The sequence below is a fragment of the Phreatobacter sp. genome, from assembly GCF_051860605.1.
In the GTDB taxonomy this organism is placed as follows: Bacteria; Pseudomonadota; Alphaproteobacteria; order Rhizobiales; family Phreatobacteraceae; genus Phreatobacter.
Genome location: NZ_JBHYDR010000002.1, coordinates 417,921 through 442,176 on the forward strand (window position 1 = coordinate 417,921; position 24,256 = coordinate 442,176).

Genomic DNA, 24,256 nt, shown 5'->3' on the forward strand with positions numbered 1-24,256 from the left:
CTGCCAGTCCCGCTGTGACCGCCGTCACGGATTTGGCGAATGCCGGCGGCCGGGACGCCGCGCCAAACGAAAGCGGGGGCGGCCCGAGCCGCCCCCGCCGGAGACCGTCGAGAGGATCGCGTCAGTTGCAGACCTGGACGCGCCGATAGACGCCGACCGCGGGATCGAAGCGGCGGACCAGGTAGCAGGCACCCGTGGCGTAGAAGCCCATATGCCGGTGGCGCCAGTGCCAGTGACCATGGCGGTTGTGGTGCCAGGGGCGGTGGAAGTGACCGCGATGGCCGTGGAAGCCACGATGGCCGTGGAATCCGCGATGGCCATGGAAGCCGCCGCGGAACCCGCCCCCGCCGCCGCGGAAGCCGCCGCCCCCGCCGCCGCCGGCATGCATGCCGCCGCCTCCGCCGCGCCCGCCACGGGCCTCGGCATCGGCCATCGCGAAGCCGACCGTTCCGGCGATGGCGAGGGCGGCAGCGGCGAGAAGCTTGGTGGTCTTGCTGGTCATGATACTCTCCCTGAGAGATTGACCGAAGCCCGATTGCTTTCGGTGATCCCACTGTCTCAGGGTCGGGTCATGGCCGATGTGAGCGCCGTCACGGATCGGCACTTTGCCACCCGGACCGATGAACCCTTCAGCGATCCGGAACGAAGGGGGTGCCGAGCGAGGCAGGCGCCCGGCCGTCGCCGCGCCGACCGAGGCTGATGGCGACCAGCACGGCGATGGTGGCGAGATAGGGCAGGGCCGACAGGGCCTGGCTGGGAATGCCCCAGCCGCGCGCCTGGGCATGGAGCTGCAGCACCGTGACGCCTCCGAACAGATAGGCCCCGATCACCGCGCGCAGCGGCAGCCACGAGGCGAAGACCACGATGGCGAGCGCGATCCAGCCCCGGCCGGCGGTCATGCCCGGCGCCCAGAACGGCGTATAGGCGAGCGACAGATAGGCGCCCGCAAGGCCCGCGCAGCCGCCGCCGAACAGCACGGCGAGGAAGCGGATCTTCAGCACGGAATAGCCGAGCGCATGGGCCGAGCCGTGGCTCTCGCCGACCGCGCGCAGGACGAGGCCGGCGCGGGTCTTCCACAGGAACCACCAGACCCCCGCGGCCAGCGCCGCCGAGGCATAGACCAGCGGGTCCTGGGCGAACAGGATCTTGCCGACCACGGGAATGTCGGAAAGCCAGGGCACGACGATCTTGGCCATCGGGTCGCGGCGGGCGCCGACGAAGTCGCGGCCGATCAGCCCGGCAAGGCCGAGGCCGAGAATGGTCAGGGCAAGGCCGGTCGCCACCTGGTTGGCGGCAAGGCCGAGCGCCAGGGCCGCGAACACCGCCGCCAGCAGCATGCCGGCCAGGATGCCGGCGATGACCCCGACCAGCGTCGAGCCGGTCAGGACGGCTGCGGCGAAGCCGGTGGCCGCGCCGATGATCATCATGCCCTCGACGCCGAGATTGAGCACGCCGGAGCGCTCGACCACCAGTTCGCCCAGCGCGGCGATCAGCAGCGGCGTGGCGGCGGTCATGACGGTGAGCAGGATGGCCTCGGTCATGCCCATCAGGCGGCCCTCGCGCCGGTGAGGAGCCTCACGCGGTAGAGCAGGAACGTGTCGCAGCCGAGCACGAAGAACAGCAGCAGGCCCTGGAACACGCGCGTCACGTCGAGCGGGATGCGCATGGCGATCTGCGCGTTCTCCCCGCCGATGAAGGTGAGCGCCAGGAACAGCGCGGCGACGAGCGCGCCGAGCGGGTTCAGGCGGCCGAGGAAGGCGACGATGATGGCGGTGAAGCCGTAGCCCGGCGAAATCGAGGGCTGGAGCTGGCCGACCGGCCCCGCCACCTCGATGATGCCGGCAAGGCCGGCGAGCGCGCCGGACACGGCGAACACGAACAGGGTCGTGCGCCTGTCGTCGAAGCCGGCGAAGCGGGCGGCGCGCGGGGCCTCGCCGACGAGCCGGATCTCGAAACCCTTGAGCGTGCGCGAGACCACCAGCGCGGCGATCAGCGCCACGGCGACCGCAATGACGAAGCCGACATGCATCCGCCCGCCGCCGAACAGCAGCGGCATGGTCGCCTCCGGCTCGAAGTTCACCGATTGCGGGAAGTTGAAGCCGCGCGGATTGCGCCAGGGTCCGCGCACGAGATAGTCGAGGATCAGTTCGGCGACATAGACCAGCATCAGGCTGGTCAGGATCTCGTTGACGCCGAGGCGGGCCTTGAGGATGGCGGGAATGAGCGCCCAGGCCATGCCGCCGATCATGCCGAGCAGCAGCATGGCCGGCAGTACCCAGGGGCCGTTGGCAACGTCGTGCGTCGCCAGCGCCAGCCAGGAGCCGAACAGGGCGCCCATCACGAGTTGGCCCTCGGCGCCGATGTTCCAGTTGTTCGAGCGGTAGCAGAGCGTCAGGCCGACCGCGATCAGGATCAGCGGCGTCGCCTTGACCGCTAGCTCCTGCAGCGCCCAGCCATCGCTCAGGGGATCGAGGAAGAACACTTTCAGGGCGGCGAGGGGAGGGCGGCCCATCAGCGCGAACAGGATGGCGCCGGCGATCAGGGTCAGCACCACCGCGATCAGCGGCGAGGCCAGCGACAGCCAGGCGGGACGGTCGTCGCGGCGTTCGAGGATCAGGCGCATGGCACAGCCGGTGCGAGAACGGATCCAGATGCCCCACCCGCACCCTCCCCTTGTTCGCTCCGCTCCAGGGAGAGGGGGACTTCGGCGTCGCGTCTCGGTTTCGGCCTTTCGTGCCTGGCCCAACGGCTTCGGCCAGGGCGGGAGGTCGTAGTCTCCCTCTCCTCGCGCAGCGAGGGGAGGGTGCGGGTGGGGCATATCTTCCCGAAGAGCGTCGCGGCGTCGGGTCCCCTCATGCCGCGACCCCATGAAGGCCGCCCATCATCAGGCCGACCGCCTCGCGGGTGAGCGTGGCGGTCGGCACGGCGGCGGTCAGCCGGCCCTCCGAGATGACGGCGATGCGATCGGCAAGGCCGAACAGTTCATCGAGGTCCTGGCTGATCACCAGCACCGCCGCGCCGCGCCCGGCAAGATCGACCAGCGCCTGGCGGATGGTCGCGGCCGCCGCCGCATCCACGCCCCAGGTCGGCTGCGCGACGATCAGCAGCCCCGGTTCGCGCAGGATTTCGCGGCCGACGACGAATTTCTGCAGGTTGCCGCCGGACAGCGCGCGCGCCTCGGGGTCGGTGCCGCCCATGCGCACGTCGAAGGCCTGGACCACCCTGGCGACGAAACCCGCAAGGCGGCTCCGGTCGATCAGTCCCCCGCGCAGGAAGCCCTCCGTGGCGTGGCCGGAGACGAGCGCGTTCTCGGTCAGCGTCAGGCGCGGGGCGGCGCCATGGCCGAGCCGTTCCTCCGGCACGAAGGCCGCGCCGAGACGCCGGCGCGCGGTGATGCCCTTCGCCCCCACCGGCCGCCCGTCGATGGAGACGGCGGCCGCGGCGCTCGCCTGTTCGCCGGAGAGCGCGGCAAACAGTTCGTCCTGGCCGTTTCCGGCAATGCCGGCAATGCCGACGATCTCGCCTGCGCGCACCTCCAGCGCGATGTCCTTCAGCGGCGTCCCATGGCTGTCGGTTGCGGCCAGCGACAGCCCGGCAACGGCCAGCCGGACGGCGCCTGTCTGGTGCCGGGCGGCCTTCACCTCCCGGACCTCGGTTCCGACCATCATGCGGGCAAGGCTGGCGGCCGTCTCGGCGCGCGGGTCGCAGGTGCCGACCACCCTGCCGAGCCGCAGGATGGTCGCGCGGTCGCAGAGCCGGCGGACCTCCTCCAGCTTGTGCGAGATGTAGAGCACGCTGCGCCCCTCGGTCTTCAGCGTGTCCAGGGTTGAGAACAGCTGGTCGGCTTCCTGCGGGGTCAGCACCGAGGTCGGCTCGTCGAGGATCAGCAGCTTCGGGTTCTGCAGCAGGGCGCGGACGATCTCCACGCGCTGGCGCTCGCCGACGGAGAGCCGCCAGACCTCGCGCCTGGGCTCGAGCGGCAGGCCATAGGCCCGCGACAGCCGCGCCACCTCCGCCTCGATGGTCGCCATCGCCGTGCCGGGCGGCAGGGACAGCGCCACGTTCTCGGCCACCGTCATCGCCTCGAACAGCGAGAAGTGCTGGAACACCATGCCGATGCCGAGCCGGCGTGCCTCGGCCGGGCTGGCGATGGCCAGGGGCCGGTCCTGCCACAGGATCTGCCCCTCGCCGGGCTGCACGAGGCCGTAGAGGATTTTCACCAGCGTCGACTTGCCGGCACCGTTCTCGCCGAGCAGGGCGTGAATCTCCGCCCCTGCCACCGTCAGGTCGACATGGTCGTTGGCCACCAGCGCGCCGTAGCGCTTGACGATCCCGCGGGCTTCGAGAAGGGGCGGGGCCGCGCCTGTCATCAATAGGCGACCTTGTCGGGCTTGGCCGCCCATGCGCGGAACACGCCGCGCGCCTCGGGCGAGGGCCTGTGCTCCATGCGGGTCATAGTCGTTGCGGGCGCGCTGCGCACCTCCTCGTAGAAGGGCGCGTCGTCGAAGCCGATGGCGGCGGCATCGTCGCGCGTATTGGCATAGACGATGCGGTCCATGCGCGCCCACAGCGCCGAGGCAAGGCACATGGGGCAGGGCTCGCAGCTCGTGTAGAGCGTGGCGCCCTTCAGGTCGAAGCGGCCGAGCGTCGCGCAGGCCCGGCGGATCGCCACCACCTCGGCATGGGCCGTGGGATCGTTGGTGGAGGTGACCTGGTTCCAGCCCTCGGCCACCGCCGCGCCGTCCACCACCACCACGGCGCCGAACGGCCCGCCATGGCCGGCGTCCATGTGCGCGCGCGAGAGCGCCACAGCGCGGGCAAGGAAGAGGCTGTCGAGATCGTCGCTCATGGTCCGATCACAGGCGGGACCGGGATGGAAGTCAATTCGCAACTGCGATGGCTGGTCCGCCGGATCGCCTCAGGCCGCGCCGGCAGGTTCCGCAATGCCGTCCATGCGCACCGGCAGGCCGGCGGCCTTCATGTGGCGCTTCACCTCGGGGATGGTGAAGGTGCCGAAATGGAAGACGGACGCGGCCAGCACGCCGGTCGCGCCGCCCTTCGCCACGCCCTCGACGAAATGGTCGAGCGCGCCGACCCCGCCGGAGGCGATGACCGGCACCGGCACGGCGTCGGCAATGGCGCGGGTCAGCTTCAGGTCGAAGCCCGACTTGGTGCCGTCGCGATCCATCGATGTCAGCAGGATCTCGCCGGCGCCCAGCGCCACCACCTCGCGGGCATAGGCCACGGCGTCGATGCCGGTCGGCTTGCGCCCGCCATGGGTGAAGATCTCCCAGCGGTCGGTCTCGCCCTCGCCCGACACCCGCTTGGCGTCGATGGCGACGACGATGCACTGGTTGCCAAACTTGTCGGCGGCCCGGCCGACGAAGGCGCGGTCGGTCACCGCCGCCGTGTTGATCGAGACCTTGTCGGCACCCGAGACGAGCAGCGCGCGGATGTCCTCGACCGTGCGCACGCCGCCGCCCACGGTGAGCGGCATGAAGCAGGCTTCCGCCGTGCGGGTCACCACGTCGAACATGGTGCGCCGGTCGTCGGACGAGGCGGTGATGTCGAGGAAGGTCAGTTCGTCGGCGCCGGCCGCGTCATAGGCCTTGGCGGCCTCGACGGGGTCGCCGGCATCGACCAGGTCGACGAACTGCACGCCCTTGACGACGCGTCCGTCCTTGACGTCGAGGCAGGGAATGATGCGGACTTTGAAGGTCATGGCAGCGTCGGTGCGTCCGGAATGCCGGCGAAGATGTCCGCCATCGGCAGGCTGAGGGCGAGAGCGGGAACCTCGACGGTCGCCTCGCGACCCTCGATCATGGTCGGATGCGGATGGAACACGCCGTCGTCGCGCCGGAACAGCCAGGCGCGCGGCTCATCCTGCGAGCAGACGAGATAGGCCTGAAGGGTTGGAATGCGGAGGTATTCGTCGCGCTTCTCGACCATGTCGATGGCGACGGAGGACGGCGACAGGACTTCGGCGACCATCAGGGGCGCCGTCGTCGCGAGGTCGCGCGGTTCTCCCGGGCGGGCCACAAGGATGTCCGGATATCGAATGCCAACTGGTGTGCGAACGCCAAAGTCGGCTGTGGTCACCAGCCATGGTCCTTCACCCAGCTTGCTGCGGATCGCAAACGACAGATTGCTGCAGACAAGTGCATGGGCCTGCGACACGCGGACCATCATCATGGTCACCTCCCCCCTCGCCAGCTCGACATGAAAGCCTTCCAGCGCGGACGTGTTCGCCGCCCAGGCGAGGAAGCCCTCGGGGTCGCGGGGCGCGCCTTCGGCAAGGCGCAGGGCGCGGGGTGGCGGGAGGTTCATGGGCCGATGATAGCCCAAACCGGCGGGCGTCGTCACGCCGCGCGGCCGGCACGGATCAGCGCGATGGCCTCGGCCGGATCGAGCCGGCCGTCATAGAGCGCCTTGCCGGTGATGGCGCCGTCCAGTTTGGCCGCGCGCGGCGTCATCAGCTCGCGCACGTCGTCGAGCGAGGCAAGACCCCCCGAGGCGATGACGGGGATGGCGACCGCGTCGGCCAGCGCGATGGTGCCGTCCCAGTCGATGCCGGTCAGCATGCCGTCGCGGGCAATGTTGGTATAGACGATGGCGGCAACGCCTGCATCCTCGAACCGGCGGGCGAGATCGTCGGCGGCAAGCGTCGAGGTCTCGGCCCAGCCCTCCACGGCGACCCACCCGTCGCGGGCGTCGATGCCGACCGCGACCTGGCCGGGGAAGGTGCGGGCCGCCTCCTTCACGAAGTCCGGCTGGCGCACCGCCGCTGTGCCGATGATGACGCGGGTGACGCCCTTGGCCAGCCAGCCCTCGACGGTCGCCATGTCGCGGATGCCGCCGCCGAGCTGGACGGGGAAGGCGGTCGCGGCGCGGATGGCCTCGACGGCCGCGGCATTCACCGGCTTGCCGGCAAAGGCGCCGTCGAGATCGACGACGTGGAGATAGTCGAAACCCTGGTCCTCGAAGGCCTTCGCCTGCGCGGCCGGGTCGTCGGCATAGACGGTGGCCTGCGCCATGTCGCCCTGGCGCAGGCGCACGCAGCGGCCGTCCTTGAGGTCGATGGCGGGGAAGAGCCTCATGACGCGGTCCCGGTGGCGTGGTGGAGCACCGGGCAAGGCCCGGCCTGACAGGAAGGGCGTTTCACCTCTCCCCGGCGGGGAGAGGTCGACCGGCGCGTCAGCGGCGGGGGGGGGTGGGGGATGGCCCTGGCCCCGGCCCCCTCACCCGGCGCTGCGCGCCGACCTCTCCCCGCCGGGGAGAGGTGAAGGGCAGGTCGCGCCTGCCGGGCGGACGGGCTCACGGCCGCCATTCCAGGAAATTTCCGATCAGGGCCAGGCCGAGGCGCTGGCTCTTCTCGGGGTGGAACTGGGTGCCGACCATGGTGTCGCGGGCGATCATGGCGGTGACCTTGGTGCCGTAGTCGGCATCGGCAAGCACCACGTCGTCGGCCGTCGCCGTCAGGTGGTAGGAATGGACGAAATAGGCGTGCAGCCCGTCCGGCCCGGTGGCAATGCCGGCGAGGACGGGGTGTGCGCGCGTCGTGTTCAGCGTGTTCCAGCCCATATGCGGGATCTTGAGGCGCGCATCCGCCGGCCGGATCAGGTCGATGTCGCCGGGCACCCAGCCGAGACCGGCGGTCTCGGTCTTCTCGAGGCCGCGGCCGGCCATCAACTGCATGCCGACGCAGATGCCGAGAAACGGCCGCCCGCGTCCGCGCACGGCCTCGGTCATCGCCTCGACCATGCCGGGCACGCCGGCAAGGCCGGCCTTGCAGTCGGCGAATGCGCCGACGCCCGGCAGCACGATGCGGTCGGCCTTCCTGACGCGGTCGGGATCGGCGGTGACATGCACCGGCGCATTGAGGCCGCGCTCACGCGCCATCCGCTCGAAGGCCTTCTGCGCGGAATGCAGGTTGCCCGAGCCGTAATCGACGATGGCGACGCTCACCGCCCGCCCCGTGCCGCCGGGTCGGCGTCGGGGAACAGGCCGATGATGCCGGACCCCGAAGCCGATGCCGGAGCGGATGCAGATGCCATGGGCGCGGCGGGCGTGAAGGCGGCCGGCCGGTCCGGCGGCGAGGCGGGAGCCCGTCCTGCTGCCTGTTCGGTGAACCAGCGCCGCTCGGCCTCCTCGCGGTTGCGGGCGACGACGACGCCGGCCTCCTCATAGCCGAGCCAGCGCAGCTTGCGGCGGCGGATATTGGTGGCCTCGAGCCCGACCAGCAGGTTGAAGGCGGCGGCCACCGCCACGCCGGCATTGGGCGTCACGCCGAGCGTGATCGCGGCAGCCATAATCGCCGCCATCAGCACCAGATAGCCGAGCGTGGCAAGCCACATGCGGTGCCACAGGAACCAGAGCCAGGGCATCAGGAACGCCACCCACGAAAAGGCGTCGGCGACGAACTGCGTCGCCACGTCCTCGTCGCGGCCGGCCTTGGGTGGCGGCACGTGAACCGTATAGCTGGTCAGCCGGGCCATCTAGAGAACGCCCTTGGTGGAGGGGATTTCATCCGCCCGCCGGGGGTCGATGGCGACGGCCGCACGCAGCGCCCGGGCGAGGCCCTTGAAACAGCTTTCCGCGACGTGGTGGGCATTGTCGTCGTAGAGCGTCTCCACATGCAGCGTGATGCCGGCATTCATGGCGAAGGCCTGAAAGAACTCGCGCACCAGCTCGGTGTCGAACGTGCCGATCTTGGCGCAGGCAAAGGTGGTCCGGAACACCAGGAACGGCCGGCCGGAGACGTCGACCGCAACGCGCGTCAGCGTCCCGTCCATGGGCAGGTGGACGTCGGCATAGCGGGTGATGCCCTTCATGTCACCCAGCGCCTGGCGCACCGCCTGGCCCAGCGCGATGCCGACATCTTCCACCGTGTGGTGGTCGTCGATATGCAGGTCGCCCTTCGCCTCGACGGTCAGGTCGATCATGGCGTGCCGCGCGATCTGGTCGAGCATGTGGTCGAAGAAGCCGACACCGGTGCCGATTTCGGCCCGGCCCTTGCCGTCGAGATCGACGGAAACGGAAATATCCGTCTCCCGGGTGGTGCGGGTGATCTGACCCTTGCGCATGGCCTTCTCCGGTGATGCCGGGTCTTCTACCAGTGCCACCGCCCCTTTGGAAGCTGAAGCCGGCAGGCTGGTTGACGGGCGCGCCGCTCCTGCCATGCCGCCGCCCGGCCCGTGCCAGGCTGGCACGCCCGATCGACAGGAGACTGCCATGACGCGCGACGAGGCCCTCTCCCTCGCGCTCGGCCTGCCCGAGGCCGCCTCCCACCCCCATTTCGACCGCACGGCGGTCAAGGCCGGCAAGGGGCGCATCTTCGCGACCTTCGGGACCGGCGGCGACATGAACGTCAAGCTCGGCCCCGACGAGCAGGCGCTGTTCGTCGAGAGCGGCGGCGGAGCGGTTCGGCCGGTTGCCGGCGGCTGGGGCCGTCAGGGCTGGACGCGGGTCGAGCTTTCCGCCGCCGACAGGGCGCTCGTCCTGTCCATCCTCAACGCCGCCTGGCGGGGCGCGGCGCCACCGAAGCTGCTGGCCGCCCGTCGCTGACGCGCTACATGGAGCGGTCGTCCGGATCGTATTTGCGGACGAAGCGCACGCCGTTGAACGTGTGGGTGCAGCACGAGCAGACCGGCTTCATGGCTTCGACCGTCAGGCCGGGATCGACCTTGGCCAGCCGGTTGTCGCCATCGATATAGAGGCCGCTGTAGTAGGTGCTCTCGCCGATTCGCACGAAGGCTCGCTTCTCGTCCTCGGTGCGCGCCACCATCCAGAAGATCGGATCGGGCTTGTCGAGCCTCGCGATCGCCTCGCCCTGCACGTCGTCCCAGTCTTGCCCGACGCGGGACAGCAGGAAGCGGAACAGCGGCGTATAGTCCAGCCCGCGCTGCCTGCCCTGCGACATGGCCCCCCGCGCGATGCGGTCGTCCTTGCCGCGCGACCAGCGATATTCGCCGCCGCGATCGTGGTGGACGCCCCGGGCGGTCGTGTTGACGCGCCGGTAGAGCGGCTCCTTGCTGGACGGGCCCTGGCGATGGTGGTCTTTGCCGGTCATGGGCGTGGGTAGCGCGGGTCGCGTCCGGAGTTCATGCGCCGTAGCTTGCATCCGCGCCCGCCCGGCGCAAGTGCGGCCGCTTGCGTCGGCTCCGGAACGGCCTACATGACGCTCTTTCCGGAGGTTCCATGACTTCGAGCAGCGACAGTTCCTTTCCCGGCTGGCACGCCACGACCATCTGCACGGTGCGCAAGAACGGCAAGGCCGTGATCGGCGGCGACGGCCAGGTCTCCCTTGGCCAGACCGTCATCAAGGCCAATGCGCGCAAGGTTCGCCGCCTCGCCAAGGGCGACGTGATCGGCGGCTTTGCCGGCGCCACCGCCGACGCCTTCACGCTGTTCGAGCGGCTGGAAGCCAAGCTCGAGCAGTTTCCCGGCCAGCTGACCCGCGCGGCGGTGGAACTCGCCAAGGACTGGCGAACCGACCGCTATCTGCGCCGGCTGGAGGCCATGATGATCGTGGCCGACAAGGACGTCTCGCTGATCCTGACCGGCACCGGCGACGTGCTGGAGCCGGAGAATGGCATCGCGGCTATCGGTTCGGGCGGCAACTACGCACTGGCGGCCGCCCGCGCGCTGGCCGACAGCGAGCACGATGCCGAGGAGATCGTGCGCCGCGCCATGGGCATCGCCGCCGACATCTGCGTCTATACCAACAGCAATCTCGTCATCGAGAGCATCGGCTGAGGGGCGGGGCGGGCGCAATGGATGGCCCCACCCTCACCCTCCCCGCTGCGCGGAGAGGGGGACTTTGACGCCCCGCCCTTTCCTTCAACCGATGGGCCTTGCGCGACCCTTTTGGTGTCGGGACGCGCGGTCGAAGTCCCCTCTCCGGCGAGCGTCAGCGAGACGGGGAGGGTGCGGATGCGGCATTCACAGGAGCCAGACCGTGGAAACCGGAATCGGACCGACCTACGCCTTCACGCCGCTGACCCGTGCCGACCTGCCCCTCGTCCGCTCCTGGCTCCAGCGGCCGCATGTCGCCCGCTGGTGGGGCGAGATCGAGCACGAGATGGCCGAGATCGAGACCATCCTGGCCGATCCCCATGTCGAGGCGTTCCTGATGCTGCTCGATGGCCGGCCCGTCGGCTATTTCCAGCACTACGATCCCAATGCCGAGGACGACCACCCGTTCCGCGGCGAGCCGACGGGCACGCTCGGGCTCGACCTGTCCATCGGCGAGGTGGACCTGACAGGCAGGGGCCATGGTTCCGCCTTCCTGAAATCCTTTGCCGGCGAGGCCTTCGCCCGCGGCGTGCCGCGGCTGATCACCGATCCGCATCCCGACAATGCCGCGTCGATCCGCGCCTTCGAGAAGGCCGGCTTCGTGCGCCGCGATATCCGCGACGTGCCCGGCTTCGGCCCTGCGCAATACATGACCTGCGATCCGCCCGTCCCAGCCATGCCCCAGGCCCCCGCGTCTTGATCCCCGCCGCCGGATCGCCATCTCCATCCTTTCCGCCTTCCCCGCTTCCCGGACCCCGATGACCGATTTTTCCCCCCGCGAGATCGTCTCCGAACTCGACCGCCACATCATTGGCCAGAAGGACGCCAAGCGCGCCGTGGCCATCGCGCTGCGCAACCGCTGGCGCCGCCTGCAGCTGGAGGAAAGTCTCCGCGAGGAGGTGGTGCCGAAGAACATCCTGATGATCGGCCCGACAGGGGTCGGCAAGACCGAGATCTCGCGGCGATTGGCGCGGCTGGCCAATGCGCCGTTCCTCAAGGTGGAAGCCACCAAGTTCACCGAGGTCGGCTATGTCGGCCGCGACGTGGAACAGATCGTGCGCGACCTCGTCGAGGTCGGCATCGGCCTCATCCGCGACACCAAGCGCAAGGAGGTGCAGGCCAAGGCGCATCTGGCGGCCGAGGAGCGCGTGCTCGATGCCCTGGTTGGCAAGACCGCTTCGCCCGCCACCCGCGAGAGCTTCCGCAAGAAGCTGCGCGACGGCGACATGGACGCCAAGGAGATCGACATCGAGGTCTCGGCCGGCGCGCCCTCCGGCCTGCCGATGATGGACATTCCCGGCATGCCGGGCGGGCAGATCGGCATCGCCAACCTGAACGACATGCTCGGCAAGATGATGGGCGGGCGCACCAGGCAGCGCCGCACGACGGTGAAGGAGGCCTACGACCCGCTGGTGCAGGAGGAGGCCGACAAGCTGGTCGACCAGGACAATCTCGCGCAGGAGGCGATCCGCAGCGTCGAGAACAACGGCATCGTCTTCCTCGACGAGATCGACAAGATCTGCGCACGCGAGGGCTTGCGCGGCGGCGAAGTGTCAAGGGAGGGCGTGCAGCGCGACCTGCTGCCGCTGATCGAGGGCACGACGGTTGCGACCAAATACGGGCCGGTGAAGTCCGACCATATCCTGTTCATCGCCTCCGGCGCCTTCCACGTCGCCAAGCCTTCGGACCTCTTGCCGGAATTGCAGGGCCGCCTGCCGATCCGCGTGGAGCTGAAGCCGCTGACCCGCGAGGACCTGCGCTCGATCCTGACCGAGACCGAGGCGAGCCTGATCCGCCAGTCGGTGGCCATGATGAAGACCGAAGGGGTCGACCTCGTCTTCACCGACGATGCCATCGACGCCATCGCCGATCTTGCCGTGGAGGTGAATGCCTCCGTGGAGAACATCGGCGCCCGGCGGCTGCAGACCATCATCGAGCGGGTGCTGGACGAGATTTCCTTCACCGCCCCGGACCGCTCCGGCGACACCGTGACGGTGGACGGCGCCTATGTGCAGAAGACCGTCGGCGATCTGGCGAAGAACGCCGATCTGAGCCGCTTCATCCTCTGAGGGCGCGCTCTCCCGGGGCTCCGGCGCGCCGGCCGAAAAACCGGCGCGCGGGTCGCTTTCTCCGGCCTCAGCGCCGGCCGATGACGCCGATCCGGGGCTCGCGCTTTCGGCCGAGGGCCATGAGCAGCGCGCCGAAGACGAGCGCCAGCGCCGCCATGGGCAGGGCCAGCATGACCAGCATGACCGGATCCCACAGCCAGTCGAGGCCGCGCCCGGCAAGCGTCTGCTCCAGGTCGACGAGGCTCCGCGGATGGACCGCGCGCCAGCTCTCGGACAAAGACGTGAAAAGCAGCGTCTGGCCGGCGATGGAGCGCGTGCCGTCGATGACCGCCAGCACGAACCCGAAGGCGACGATCAGGAAGCCGGTGAAGCGGAGGCTGAATCGGATCATGATCCTGTCGGGTCCGGTGCGACGTGTCGCCAGATAACCATGGGGAAGGGCAGCTTCAAGGCAGCGGGCCGATCAGCGGGACGGCGTCGTGCCCTGTGGGATGCCGTCCTGTGGCGGGATGAGGTTCTGTCCGCGGGATGTCGTCCTGTCCATGGCCCGCCATCCTGTTCGGGGGACGCTTTCCGGCCTGCGGGATGCCGTTCATGTCCGTGGGGCGCCGTCATGTCGTTGGGATGCCGCCGTGACCTCGGGAGGGGAAACGATCGTCTCGTGGAGCAACCGGGACGGGCAGGGTCCCGGCAAGCACGGCTCGCCGCGCGACAGGCGGCAGCGATGTCCGCAATGGCAGGACGGGCCGCGGCGCTGTCCGGCGACGATCGGCTCGGCGCGCCGTCGGAGCGGATTGCAGCGCACGGACCAATCCGCTAAAGACGGATCACCGTGGCTCGCGCAACGGTCCGCACCCGTAGCTCAGCTGGATAGAGCGTTGCCCTCCGAAGGCAAAGGTCGCACGTTCGAATCGTGCCGGGTGCGCCAGACTTTTCATTAGGTTAGCGCGATATGCCATTGATCCTTGGCGCATCGGGGTATTGCCAGCGCAACATGCGCGCCCGATCCGATGCCATCCCCGCAGCCGAGACCGGCAAGTTCGCTCACGATTTCGTCCGCATCGTCCGATGTGTGAGACGGCGTAGCGATCTTTCGCGCAGCGATATCCAGGGCCGCGCTTCGCGCTGGCCGCGTCCATCCTTTCACCGCCCGGGTTGGCAACTGGCATCCCCGAAGCTCCCGCATGATGCGCCTCCAGTTCACCGAAACGTCGCGCGGGAAAAAGCCCTTCACCTTGCGGCGGGAGGGCAAGGAAGCAGCGGGACCAACGTCTGACCTCGGGCTACCAACAAGCCAGGCCCTTCTTGCAGCGCGCTCCCCACCAGGACACATCCCCAATGGGGCATCTCGTGTTGCACGGACGGTGATCTTCGGCGATGCAAAACCCGGTGCAAGGCGCTATATCGCGGCTCCCGTCCTCACCTCACACGACCAGACCCGCACATGAACGCGCTCAAGGCTCTCATCGAATCCGCCCGGTTTGAACGGGCCGTCATGGTGTTGATCATCATCAACGCCATCACGCTCGGTCTTGAAACATCCGATGCGGTCATGGCCCGTTTCGGCTGGCTGCTGATGGCCGTGGACAGGGTCATCCTCGCCGTCTTCGTCGCCGAACTCGTGGCCAAGCTGATTGTCTACCGTCTCGAGTTCTTCCGCAGCCCATGGCGGATCTTCGACCTCGTGGTCGTCGGCATTGCGCTGGTCCCGACAACGGGCGCGTTCTCGGTGTTGCGTGCGCTTCGGGTGCTGCGCGTGCTGCGGCTGGTCAGCGGCGTCCCCTCGCTGCGCAAGGTCGTCGGCGGGCTGCTTGGCGCATTGCCGGGCATGGGATCCATCCTCGTGCTGCTCCTGCTGGTCTTCTACGTCTTCTCCGTGATGGCGACCAAGCTGTTCGGCGACCGGTTTCCCGAATGGTTCGGCAGCATCGGCGCGTCGGCCTACACGCTGTTCCAGATCATGACGCTGGAAAGCTGGTCGATGGGCATCGTGCGCCCCGTCATGGAAGCCTATCCGTGGGCCTGGGCGTTCTTCATTCCGTTCATCGCCTGCACCACCTTCACGGTCCTCAACCTGTTCATTGGCGTCGTCGTCTCGGCCATGCAGGCGGAGCACGACGAAATTGCCGCCACCGAGCGCGACAAGGTGCAGAACGAGCAAGCGTTGATCGTCGACGAGATGGTCAGGCTGCGTGCCGAGATGCAGGCCTTGCGTGAAAGCCTGCCGGGCGCGAGCAAGGGCTGAGCCGACGTCGTCGGTCGCTCAGGTCGTCCGGGCGGATCAATCCAGGCGCTGGAGCGTCCGCAAGGCTGGATGGAAGCGGGGGGTCACTGTCGCGGGGCACGCCGACAGGCCCGCCCGACCTTCGCGCAAAAGGACCCTCGGACAAAGGCACTTCATCGGTGATCTGGCAGCCTCGCCGTCGGCGTCACCCTCTCGTCACAAAAGGCGTCGACACATCCCGCGGGCCGGAGCATCAGCGACATGGACTACTTCAAGCGTTTCAACTTCCTGTTCGCGACACCCGCCTTTGACGAAGGCGATCTGGAGGGCCAGCGCTTCCACCAGATCGTCGACGAGATCGAGCGTTCCGGCTTCGAGGTGGTCAAGGCGCCCAAGCTGGAAGACGCGGAAATCGCCGTTCAGACGGACGCCGCCATCGGCTGCATGGTGGTCGACTGGGGCAAGAAGGGCCTGGAGGGCCGGACCTCGGGGCTCATCAACCTGATGCGCCGGCGCGGCCTCGACTTCCCGATCATCCTGCTGATCCGCCGCAAGCGCTTCGAGGACCTGCCTGTCGAGGTGCTCGACTTCATCGACGGCTATGTCTTTCTCTCGGAGGAGACGCCGGCCTTCATTGCGAAGAACCTGATCAGCCGGCTGAAGCAATATGCCGAGACGCTCAAGACGCCGTTCTTCGGCCAGCTCGTCGACTATGCCGAGGAGGGCAACCAGCTCTGGACCTGCCCGGGCCACAATGGCGGCGTGTTCTACAGCCGCAGCCCGATCGGCCGCGTGTTCATGGAGCACCTCGGCGAAGCCATATTCCGGGACGATCTCGACAATTCCGTGCTCGACCTCGGCGATCTGTTGACCCATGAGGGTCCCGCGCTGCATGCGCAGAAGGAAGCGGCCAAGATCTTCGGCGCTGAGAAGACCTATTTCGTGCTGAACGGCACGTCCTCCTCCAACAAGATCGCGCTCGGCGCCCTCGTCACGGATGGCGACCTCGTCCTGTTCGACCGCAACAATCACAAGGCCGCCCATCATGGCGCGCTGATGATGGCGGGCGGCATTCCCGTCTACCTCCCGACAGCCCGCAACGCCTGGGGGTTGATCGGCCCCATGTGCCACAAGGCCTTCGACGAGGACGCCCTGCGGGAGCGCATCCGCACCCATCCGCTGGTCAAGGACCCGGAGGCCTGGAGGAAGCCGCGGCCGTTCCGCGTGGCGGTCGTCGAGCAATGCACCTATGACGGCACGATCCACAACGCCGAGATGATCCTCAGGCGTATCGGACACCTTTGCGACTACATCCTGTTCGACGAGGCCTGGGCGGGCTTCATGAAGTTCCACCCGCTCTATGCCGGCCGCTTCGCCATGGGGCTCGGCGAGCTCGGGCCGGATGCGCCAGGCATCATCGCAACGCAGTCGACGCACAAGCAGCTTGCCAGCTTCTCCCAGGCCTCGCAGATCCACATCAAGGACAGGCACATCAAGGGCCAGAAGCGGCGCGTCGAGCATCGCCGGTTCAACGAGAGCTTCATGCAGCACGCCTCGACCTCGCCCTTCTATCCCTTGTTCGCCTCGCTCGACGTGGGCGCGCAGATGATGAAGGGCCGCTCCGGCGTGGTCCTGTGGGACGACACGATCCGCCTGGGCATCGAGCTGCGCAAGAAGATCCGGGCGATCAGGCGTGAGTTCGAGGAGAAGGAGCAGCGGCCTGAGCGGCGCTGGTTCTTCGAGCCCTTCGTGCCGGACCGGGTCGCCATCCCGGATGCGGCCCGCCAGGGCGCGTTCCACGACGTCCCATGGGAATCGATCAGCACAGACCAGCTTGTCGCCGACCCCTCGTACTGGGAGCTGGCGCCGGACGCGAACTGGCATGGCTTTCCCGACATGGCGAAGGGTTTCGCCATCACCGATCCCAACAAGCTGACGCTGCTGACGCCCGGCTTCGACCGCGCGACGGGTGCCTATGCCGACCATGGAATTCCCGCGCCGGTCGTCGCGCAGTTCCTGCGCGAGAACCGCATCGTCCCCGAGAAGAACGACCTCAACTCGCTGCTGTTCCTGCTGACGCCCGGCGTCGAGGCCAGCAAGGCCGGCACCCTCGTCAGCGGGCTCGTCGCCTTCAAGCGGCTGCACGACGACAACGTCACCATCGAGGAGGCGATTCCCGAATTCTTCCGGCGGCGGCCGCATCGCTATGCCGGCGTGCGCCTGCGCGACCTGTGCGCGGACATGCACCGCTTCTTCCGCGAAGCCGACGTGAGCAGCCTGCAGGCCCGGCAGTTCTCGCTCGAGCACCTGCCCGACATGGCGATGTCGCCCCACGATGCCGCCCGCTGTCTGGTGCGCAACGATGTCGACTACCTGCCGATCGACGCGATAGCCGGGCGCATCGCGACGACGCCCTTCGTCGTCTATCCGCCCGGGATCGCGACCGTGGTGCCGGGCGAGCGCCTGACCCGGAAGGCGCAGCCGATGATCGACTATCTCAAGATGTTCGAGACCGCGTTCAACACATTCCCTGGCTTCGAGGTCGAGATCCAGGGCGTCTATCGCGAGATCGACGAGACCGGGCGCATCCGCCTCCACACCTATGTCGCGGTGGAGTAAGCCCGTCATGGCCGAGCCCGCTCGCATCGCCGTCAGGCCGTCGCGCGACAGCGATGTCGAGGACATGCTGGCGATCTACCGCCATCACATCCGGCGCGGGGTGGAGGAGGGGGTCGACGATGCGGAGACCCTGGAGCCGGATGATCTGCGGGACAGGCGAAAGAACCTGCGCAACCGGCGCTATCCGCACCTTGCCGCAACCATCGACGATCGCGTCGTCGGCTATGCCTATGTCGTGCTGTTCCGCAAACGGCCGGCCTATCGCCACACCGTCAAGCATTCGATCTATGTGCATCACGATCATCTCGGCCAGGGCATCGGCAAGGCGCTGCTGAAGGCATTGATCGATGCCTGCGCGGCCGCCGGCTTCCGGCAGATGATTGGCTATGTCGATGCCGACAATGCCGCTTCGCTCGGCCTGCACGAGTCCTTCAGCTTCCGGCGCGTCGCCCATCTGCCCGGCGTCGCCTATCGCTACGGGCGCTGGGCAGACAGCGTCATGGTGCAGCGGTCGCTCGGGCCGGGTACCTCGACCCCTCCGCCGCCTCCTCCCCTGTCGCGCCGCTAGCTGTTCAGTCCCTGAATGGCGTGGAACCGGTCAGGCAGGGTCTGCCGTGACCGTCCGCGGCGCATCTCTCCGCGCGGCGCGGCCCGTGACCGCGAAATCAGGGCGGGACTGTTCAGGAAGACGATTTTACACGCGTGCGACATCGCGTAGGTTCAGTCGAACAGCAAGCGTCGGCACAGACGCAGCCGGAGGGAACATGACCGATCCAGCGAGCCCGCCACGCCCGTGGCTGGCATCCTATGGCAGCAGCATTCCGCACGAATTGCCGCCGGCCCGATACCGCAGTCTGGCGGATCTGGTGCATCAGGCGACCGAAGCGCATGGCACGCGCAAAGCCTTCACCTGCGTCGTGCCGAACGGCATGAACGGCACCCTGACCTATGCCCAGATCGGCCGGATGTCGGACGCCTTTGCCGCCTTCCTGCACCACGATTGCGGCCTGCGTGCCGGCGACCGCGTGGCGGTGCAACTGCCCAATGGTCTGCCCTATCCCGTCGTGGCCTTCGGCGTGTTCAAGGCCGGCTGCGTGCTGGTCAACACCAACCCGCTCTACACCCCCTCCGAGATGATCCACCAGTTCAACGATTCCGGTGCCAAGGCGCTGGTGATCGTGGACATGTTCGCCGACAAGCTGGCCGAGGTGGTGCCGCAGACCGGCATCCAGACGGTGGTCCTGGCCGGGGTGTCGGAGTTCTTTCCCTTGCTGCCCGGGATCATCGTGCGCGGGGTGCAGAAGGTGTGGAGCCGCGTGCTGCCGCCGGTTCCAGCCCTTCCGGTGGCGACGCTCCGCCTGCGCGAGGCACTCGCCAGGGGCGAGGCGCGTTCCGGCGATGTCGGCGCGCTTTGGCAGGGCACGAAGCCTGACGATCTGGCGCTGCTGCAATATACGGGCGGCACCACCGGCGTCGCCAAGGGCGCGATGCTCTCGCACGGCAATATCCTCGCCAATCTGACGCAGGTTCAGGCGATGTCGGGGGGAATGATGGCGCGCGACGACTGCGTGCTGACGGCGCTCCCCCTCTATCACATCTTCGCATTCACGGCGAACCTGATGGCCTTCTTCGAGGCGGGCGCCCGCAACATCCTGATCCCGTCACCGCGCCCGGTGCAGTCCCTCCAGCGCGCGATCGAGAACTATCCGGTCACCTGGATCACGGGGGTCAACACCCTGTTCAACGGGCTGATGAACGAGGAGTGGTTCACCACCTATCCGCCCAGGCAATTGCGTGCCGCCATTGCCGGCGGCACCGCCCTGCACGAGGCCGTGGCGACGCGCTGGCGCGTGATCACCGGTACGCAGATCGCTGAAGGCTACGGGCTGACGGAAAGCTCGCCGCTGGTCAGCTTCAACCCGCTTGACGACCGCGCGAAGAGCGGCTCCATCGGGGTGCCGGTTCCCGGCTGCGACGTGCTGCTCGTGGACGACGATGGCAAGCCGGTCGCTCCCGGCCAGCCGGGCGAACTGATCGTGCGCGGACCGCAGGTGATGCTGGGCTACTGGCAGCGACCGGAGGAAACCGGCCAGACGCTGCGGAACGGCTGGCTCTATACCGGCGACGTGGCGGTGATGGATGCCGACGGCTTCCTGAAGATCGTCGACCGCAAGAAGGACCTGGTGCTCGTCTCGGGCTTCAACGTCTATCCCAACGAGGTCGAGGATGCCCTGGCCAAGATGGAGGCGGTCCTTGAGGCCGCCGTGGTGGCGATCCCGGATGCCAGATCCGGCGAGGCCGTTCGGGCCTATGTGGTCAAGAATCCGGACTTCGCCGGCGAGCTGACCAAGGACGACATCCTTCGGCACTGCAAGGGTCTGCTGACCGACTACAAGGTGCCGAAATCCATCGTTCTGCGCGACGAGCTGCCCAAATCGCCCATCGGCAAGATCCTCCGCAAGGATCTGAAGTCCGAAGTGCGCGCCGAATTCGCCAAGTGAGGGGTCGCCAATGTTGACGGAACTGGAGACCACCCTGCTCGGCGTCATGATGATGGTCATCATGCTGGGCATGGGGGCGTCGATGACCTGGCGCGACTTCCTGATCGCGTTCCGCAAGCCCCAGGGCATCCTGGTCGGGCTGACGTCGCAATATCTGATCATGCCGCTGCTCGGCTTCACCCTGGCCATGGCGCTCGGCCTGCCGACGCCGATGGTGGTGGGGCTGGTGCTGATCGGCTGCATGCCGGGGGGCACCACCAGCAACATCTTCGCCTATTTCTCGAAGGGTGTGCTGGCGCTGTCGATCATGATGACCTCGGTCTCGACCCTGGTCGCCGTGATCATGGTGCCCCTGCTGCTGAGCTTCTACAGCAACCTGGCCGGTGTGACCGGCAATTACGTGATCCCCGCCGGCAATGTGGCCCAGGTTCTGGTCGTCCTGCTGGTGCCGACCGTGATCGGCATGATCCTGCGCAAGGTCAACGCCAATATCGGCGCCACCGTCGAGCTGATCGGCTCGCTGCTGGGTGTCGTGGTGATCCTGTTCCTGGTCGCCTCGTGGGTGCCGCGCAATTATCAGATGCTTCTGGACACGGGTCTGCCGGTCTATGTGGCGGTGATCGGCATCGGGCTGACGGGGATGCTGCTCGGCTACTTGCTGGCGCGCGCGCTCCGGCAGGACTCCAACCGCGCCCGCACCATCTCACTCGAGACAGGCATCCAGAACGGTCCGCTGGCGGTGCTGGTCATCACCCTTACCTTCACCGGCGTGCAGCAGCAGGAGGTGCTGTTCATCCCGGTTCTCTACAGCCTGTTCATCGTGATCACCTCGTCTCTCGTCACGATCTGGTACCGGAGAATGGCCACCACCGAGGCGCTTGCGCGCGATGCCGCCAAGGTGCGCACCGACGGCTGACCGGCGCGGCCGCATGACGACGGCGCCTTTGGTGCCGGTGTCGATGCATCGTGTTGCCGGTGGGTTCGGCATGGCACCCCCGGCAGAGATCCGTGTTGCTGACGGCGGAAGAGGATGGTTCTGTCCGCGCCGATTGGGCATCCGCCGCTCCGGCCATCGTCCTGCGCCGGGTCTGTCCGGTGCTCTCGGGCCAGGCCCGGCGGGACCCTGCCCACGCCGCCGCATCCCATGACCACCGCGCTGCCGCGCATCGCAGGAGCCCCCATGTCCCCGCCCCTTGACCGCATCGACAGCGATGCCAGCCTGCCGTCCCAAGCGGATGTCGTGGTCATCGGCGGCGGCGTCATCGGCATCTCGGCGGCCTACCAGCTTGCCCGCAAGGGCCATGCGGTGGCGCTCGTCGAGAAGGGCCATGTCGGCTGCGAACAGTCGAGCCGCAACTGGGGCTGGTGCCGCCAGCAGGGGCGGGCGCGGGCCGAGATCCCGCTGGCGCGCGAGGCGTTGCGCCTGTGGGAGGAGATGCAGGCCGAGGCGGGCCGCGATGCCGGCTTCCGGCGCACCGGCATCCTGTTCCTGACCCGCAATTCGGAGGAACTCGCGGCCTGGGAGAAATGGGCGGTGATCGCGCGCGAGCAGCAGGTCCATTCCACCGTGCTCACGCCGGCCGAGGTGCGCGAGCGCCAGCCCGGCCTCGCCGACGACTGGGTCGGCGGGCTCTACACGCCGAGCGACGGGCGGGCCGAGCCCTCGATGGCGGTTCCCGCGCTCGCCCATGCCGCCCGCAAGCGCGGCGTCACCCTTCACCAGGGCTGCGCGGCGCGCGGTCTGGAGACCGCTGGCGGGCGGGTCAGCGGCGTCGTCACCGAGAAGGGAACGATCCGCACGTCCTCGGTGCTGCTCGCCGGCGGGGCGTGGTCGTCGCTGTTCTGCCGGCGCCACGGCATCGACCTGCCGATCGGCCTTGTGAATGCCACGGCCTGCCGCACGACACCGGGTCCGGAGATCACCGAAGGCGCGCTCGGCACCGACTTCTACTGCATCCGGCGGCGGCTCGACGGCGGCTTCACGCTGGCCCTGCGCGGGCGCGGAACGGTGGAACTGACGCCCGACCTCATCCGCTACGCCCGCACCTTCCTGCCGACCTATCGCCAACGCCGGAAGGGCCTGAAGATCGCATTCGGCCGGGCGTTCTTCGACCAGCTCATGCGCGGGGCCAACTGGAGCCTCGACAGGCCCTCGCCCTTCGAGGCCGAACGGGTGCGCGATCCCGCGCCCGACATGGCGCTGGTCGAGGAGGGGCTGGCCGCCCTCATCGCCTCCAGCCCGGAGCTCAAGGATATCCGCATCGCGGAAGCCTGGGGCGGAACCATCGATTCGACCCCGGACACGATCCCGATCATCTCGGCCGTCGACACGCTGCCGGGCTTCTTCCTCGCCACCGGCTTTTCCGGGCATGGGTTCGGCATCGGGCCCGCCGCCGGCCGGCTGGCCGCCGACATCGTGACGGGCGACCCGCCGCTGATCGACCCGGCGGCCTACACCTACCAGCGGCTGGTGGACGGCCGCCCGCTCGCCCCGGTCGGCCTGTTCTGAGAGGCTGGCCGAAAAAGGGTTGGCGATGCCGACTTCGTCATGCCCGGCCTTGTGCCGGGTATCCATGACTTATCGTTTTCGGTCGTGTTCAAGTCGTGGATGGCCGGGACAAGCCCGGCCATGACGGTGGAGAGGGCTGCGTTTCCACATTCCGGGCCGGTTCTGAGGAACCCCGGGACGGGCTGGCCTGCCGTCCGGGGCCGGACGCGGCGTCAGTTGACCAGGGCCAGCGTCAGCCAGGGCATGGCGGCGATGGCGACCAGTGCCAGCAGCATGATCCCGAGGAAGGGCAGGGCACCGGCAAAAATCTCCTCGATGCCGGTCCTGTCCGCCAATGTCGCCTTGACGGTGAAGACGGATATTCCAAACGGTGGCGTGAGCAGCCCGGCCTCCACCGCGATGATCGTGATGATGCCGAAATGGATCAGGTCGAAGCCGAAGCCCTGCGCGATGGGTGCGGCGATCGGCACCATGATGAGCAGGATAGACGAGGAATCGAGGATCATCCCGAGCACGATGATGATCGCGACATAGATCAGCAGGAAGCCGTAGGGGCCAAGGCCGAGCTCGGTGACGAGGTCGGAGATCGCATTGGGGATTCCCGCCAGCGACAGCATGCGCGAATAGAGCCCCGCGGCGATCAGCAGGAACAGGATCGCCACCGACACCTGGCCCGTCTCGGTCAGGAGGCGCCAGAGGCGGCCGGGGTCGAGCCGGCGGCGAACGAGCGCGATCAGGAGCGCGCCGAAGGCGCCGACGCCACCAGCCTCGGTGGGGGTGAAATAGCCGGAATAGAGACCGCCGAGGATGAGCACCACCAGCGCCAGGATGGGCACCGACTTGCCCGCCATCTCCAGCACGCTCATGTCCGGCCCGTCATCGGCCGCGTCCGGCATCGCGGGATTGGCGAAGACCTGGCCCGGCGCATATCGCGCCATCAGGAAGATCAGGACGGCGAAGCCGACGGCGATCATGACGCCAGGAATGATGCCGGCGACGAACATCTTGCCGATCGAGACCTCCGCCAGCACGCCGTAGATGATCATCAAGAGCGAGGGCGGGATCAGCATGCCGAGGATGGATGACCCCGCCACGGTGCCGGTCGCAAAGCGCATAGTGTAGCCGTGGCGGCGCATCTCCGGCACCGCCACCTTGGTGAACACCGCCGCCGAGGCGATGGAGACGCCGGTTACCGCTGCGAAGACGGCATTGGCCGCAACGGTCGCCATGCCGAGCCCGCCGCGGATGCGCTTCATCAGCGCCTGGGCGACATCGAACGTGTCCTTGCCGACATCCGAGATGGAGACGAGAAGGCCCATCAGGACGAATAGCGGAATGGTGGCGAACAGATAGTCCTGGATGCCGGAATAGGTGGTCAGCGCGGTGAGGCGGAAGGCCAGTTCCAGATTGTCGCGGATCAGCCAGACGCCGACCGCGCCGAGCGCCATCAGGGCGATGCCGATATGCAGGCCGAGAATGATCAGCACGAACATGGCGCCGATCAGGATGAGGCCGATGAGGACGGGATCCATGGAAGTCC

Annotated in this window: 24 protein-coding genes and 1 tRNA gene; 11 read left to right on the forward strand and 14 right to left on the reverse strand. The window is 68.2% G+C overall.

Features of this window, described 5'->3' with window-relative positions; all coding sequences use genetic code 11:
* Positions 1-121 precede the first annotated feature (121 nt).
* The 11 genes from ACTIFS_RS04835 to hisB all read right to left on the reverse strand — a co-directional run bounded on the left by ACTIFS_RS04835 (position 122) and on the right by hisB (position 9,083).
* Positions 122-502, reverse strand: coding sequence for a hypothetical protein (locus ACTIFS_RS04835; protein ID WP_439572905.1), 381 nt, complete (start codon positions 500-502; stop codon positions 122-124).
* Between the two features lie 127 nt (positions 503-629).
* Positions 630-1,547, reverse strand: a complete 918-nt coding sequence (locus ACTIFS_RS04840; protein WP_439572906.1) for an ABC transporter permease — start codon at positions 1,545-1,547, stop codon at positions 630-632.
* The gene (locus ACTIFS_RS04845) at positions 1,547-2,623 is read right to left on the reverse strand and encodes an ABC transporter permease (protein ID WP_439572907.1); all 1,077 of its coding nucleotides are present in this window, start codon (positions 2,621-2,623) and stop codon (positions 1,547-1,549) included. Before ACTIFS_RS04845 ends, ACTIFS_RS04840 begins: the two co-directional genes overlap by 1 nt.
* Positions 2,624-2,852: 229 nt before the next feature.
* Entirely contained in the window at positions 2,853-4,370 is a 1,518-nt protein-coding gene (locus ACTIFS_RS04850; RefSeq protein ID WP_439572908.1) for an ABC transporter ATP-binding protein, read from the reverse strand.
* On the reverse strand, positions 4,370-4,849 hold the full coding sequence (locus tag ACTIFS_RS04855; protein ID WP_439572909.1) for a nucleoside deaminase: 480 nt from the start codon (positions 4,847-4,849) through the stop codon (positions 4,370-4,372). The genes ACTIFS_RS04850 and ACTIFS_RS04855 overlap by 1 nt, the downstream gene beginning before the upstream one ends.
* 69 nt (positions 4,850-4,918) lie before the next feature.
* Positions 4,919-5,722, reverse strand: coding sequence for an imidazole glycerol phosphate synthase subunit HisF (gene hisF / locus ACTIFS_RS04860; protein ID WP_439572910.1), 804 nt, complete (start codon positions 5,720-5,722; stop codon positions 4,919-4,921).
* Positions 5,719-6,327 (reverse strand): Uma2 family endonuclease, encoded by a 609-nt coding sequence (locus ACTIFS_RS04865; protein ID WP_439572911.1) that lies wholly within the window; start codon positions 6,325-6,327, stop codon positions 5,719-5,721. The genes hisF and ACTIFS_RS04865 overlap by 4 nt, the downstream gene beginning before the upstream one ends.
* Positions 6,328-6,359: 32 nt before the next feature.
* Positions 6,360-7,097, reverse strand: a complete 738-nt coding sequence (gene hisA, locus ACTIFS_RS04870) for a 1-(5-phosphoribosyl)-5-[(5-phosphoribosylamino)methylideneamino]imidazole-4-carboxamide isomerase (protein WP_439572912.1) — start codon at positions 7,095-7,097, stop codon at positions 6,360-6,362.
* A gap of 217 nt (positions 7,098-7,314) precedes the next feature.
* Positions 7,315-7,965, reverse strand: coding sequence for an imidazole glycerol phosphate synthase subunit HisH (gene hisH / locus ACTIFS_RS04875; RefSeq protein ID WP_439572913.1), 651 nt, complete (start codon positions 7,963-7,965; stop codon positions 7,315-7,317).
* A complete protein-coding gene (locus ACTIFS_RS04880) occupies positions 7,962-8,495 on the reverse strand; it encodes a DUF2628 domain-containing protein (protein ID WP_439572914.1) in 534 nt (177 codons plus the stop codon). The genes hisH and ACTIFS_RS04880 overlap by 4 nt, the downstream gene beginning before the upstream one ends.
* Positions 8,496-9,083 (reverse strand): imidazoleglycerol-phosphate dehydratase HisB, encoded by a 588-nt coding sequence (gene hisB, locus ACTIFS_RS04885; RefSeq protein ID WP_439572915.1) that lies wholly within the window; start codon positions 9,081-9,083, stop codon positions 8,496-8,498.
* A 148-nt stretch (positions 9,084-9,231) separates the two neighbouring features.
* Between hisB and ACTIFS_RS04890 the strand changes: the two genes are divergently transcribed.
* Complete coding sequence (locus tag ACTIFS_RS04890; RefSeq protein ID WP_439572916.1) at positions 9,232-9,564, forward strand: MmcQ/YjbR family DNA-binding protein; 333 nt, start codon at positions 9,232-9,234, stop codon at positions 9,562-9,564.
* Between the two features lie 4 nt (positions 9,565-9,568).
* On the opposite strand, the gene ACTIFS_RS04895 is transcribed toward ACTIFS_RS04890, so the two are convergent.
* Complete coding sequence (locus ACTIFS_RS04895; protein ID WP_439572917.1) at positions 9,569-10,069, reverse strand: hypothetical protein; 501 nt, start codon at positions 10,067-10,069, stop codon at positions 9,569-9,571.
* 128 nt (positions 10,070-10,197) lie between these two features.
* Between ACTIFS_RS04895 and hslV the strand changes: the two genes are divergently transcribed.
* The 3 genes from hslV (at position 10,198) to hslU (ending at position 12,863) form a co-directional block, all read left to right on the forward strand.
* Entirely contained in the window at positions 10,198-10,755 is a 558-nt protein-coding gene (gene hslV / locus ACTIFS_RS04900; protein WP_439572918.1) for an ATP-dependent protease subunit HslV, read from the forward strand.
* Between the two features lie 202 nt (positions 10,756-10,957).
* Entirely contained in the window at positions 10,958-11,494 is a 537-nt protein-coding gene (locus ACTIFS_RS04905) for a GNAT family N-acetyltransferase (protein ID WP_439572919.1), read from the forward strand.
* Positions 11,495-11,552: 58 nt separating this feature from the next.
* Entirely contained in the window at positions 11,553-12,863 is a 1,311-nt protein-coding gene (hslU, locus tag ACTIFS_RS04910) for an ATP-dependent protease ATPase subunit HslU (RefSeq protein WP_439572920.1), read from the forward strand.
* A gap of 67 nt (positions 12,864-12,930) precedes the next feature.
* On the opposite strand, the gene ACTIFS_RS04915 is transcribed toward hslU, so the two are convergent.
* Positions 12,931-13,254: a hypothetical protein gene (locus ACTIFS_RS04915; RefSeq protein WP_439572921.1), complete on the reverse strand. Its 324-nt coding sequence runs from the start codon at positions 13,252-13,254 to the stop codon at positions 12,931-12,933.
* Positions 13,255-13,714: 460 nt separating this feature from the next.
* Here ACTIFS_RS04915 and ACTIFS_RS04920 point away from each other — a divergent pair.
* From ACTIFS_RS04920 to ACTIFS_RS04950, 7 genes are all read left to right on the forward strand, one after another.
* Positions 13,715-13,791, forward strand: a tRNA-Arg gene (locus tag ACTIFS_RS04920).
* Between the two features lie 516 nt (positions 13,792-14,307).
* Entirely contained in the window at positions 14,308-15,108 is an 801-nt protein-coding gene (locus ACTIFS_RS04925; RefSeq protein WP_439572922.1) for an ion transporter, read from the forward strand.
* A 240-nt stretch (positions 15,109-15,348) separates the two neighbouring features.
* Positions 15,349-17,706 (forward strand): Orn/Lys/Arg decarboxylase N-terminal domain-containing protein, encoded by a 2,358-nt coding sequence (locus ACTIFS_RS04930; RefSeq protein WP_439572923.1) that lies wholly within the window; start codon positions 15,349-15,351, stop codon positions 17,704-17,706.
* A gap of 7 nt (positions 17,707-17,713) precedes the next feature.
* Positions 17,714-18,274, forward strand: a complete 561-nt coding sequence (locus ACTIFS_RS04935; protein ID WP_439572924.1) for a GNAT family N-acetyltransferase — start codon at positions 17,714-17,716, stop codon at positions 18,272-18,274.
* A gap of 196 nt (positions 18,275-18,470) precedes the next feature.
* Positions 18,471-20,207 carry an AMP-binding protein gene (locus ACTIFS_RS04940; RefSeq protein WP_439572925.1) on the forward strand — a complete coding sequence of 579 codons (1,737 nt, stop codon included), beginning with the start codon at positions 18,471-18,473 and terminating at the stop codon, positions 20,205-20,207.
* Between the two features lie 10 nt (positions 20,208-20,217).
* Complete coding sequence (locus ACTIFS_RS04945) at positions 20,218-21,123, forward strand: bile acid:sodium symporter (protein WP_439572926.1); 906 nt, start codon at positions 20,218-20,220, stop codon at positions 21,121-21,123.
* A 264-nt stretch (positions 21,124-21,387) separates the two neighbouring features.
* Entirely contained in the window at positions 21,388-22,716 is a 1,329-nt protein-coding gene (locus ACTIFS_RS04950) for an NAD(P)/FAD-dependent oxidoreductase (protein WP_439572927.1), read from the forward strand.
* Positions 22,717-22,928: 212 nt separating this feature from the next.
* Here ACTIFS_RS04950 and ACTIFS_RS04955 read toward each other — a convergent pair whose 3' ends face one another.
* Positions 22,929-24,248: a TRAP transporter large permease gene (locus tag ACTIFS_RS04955; protein WP_439572928.1), complete on the reverse strand. Its 1,320-nt coding sequence runs from the start codon at positions 24,246-24,248 to the stop codon at positions 22,929-22,931.
* Positions 24,249-24,256: the final 8 nt, after the last annotated feature.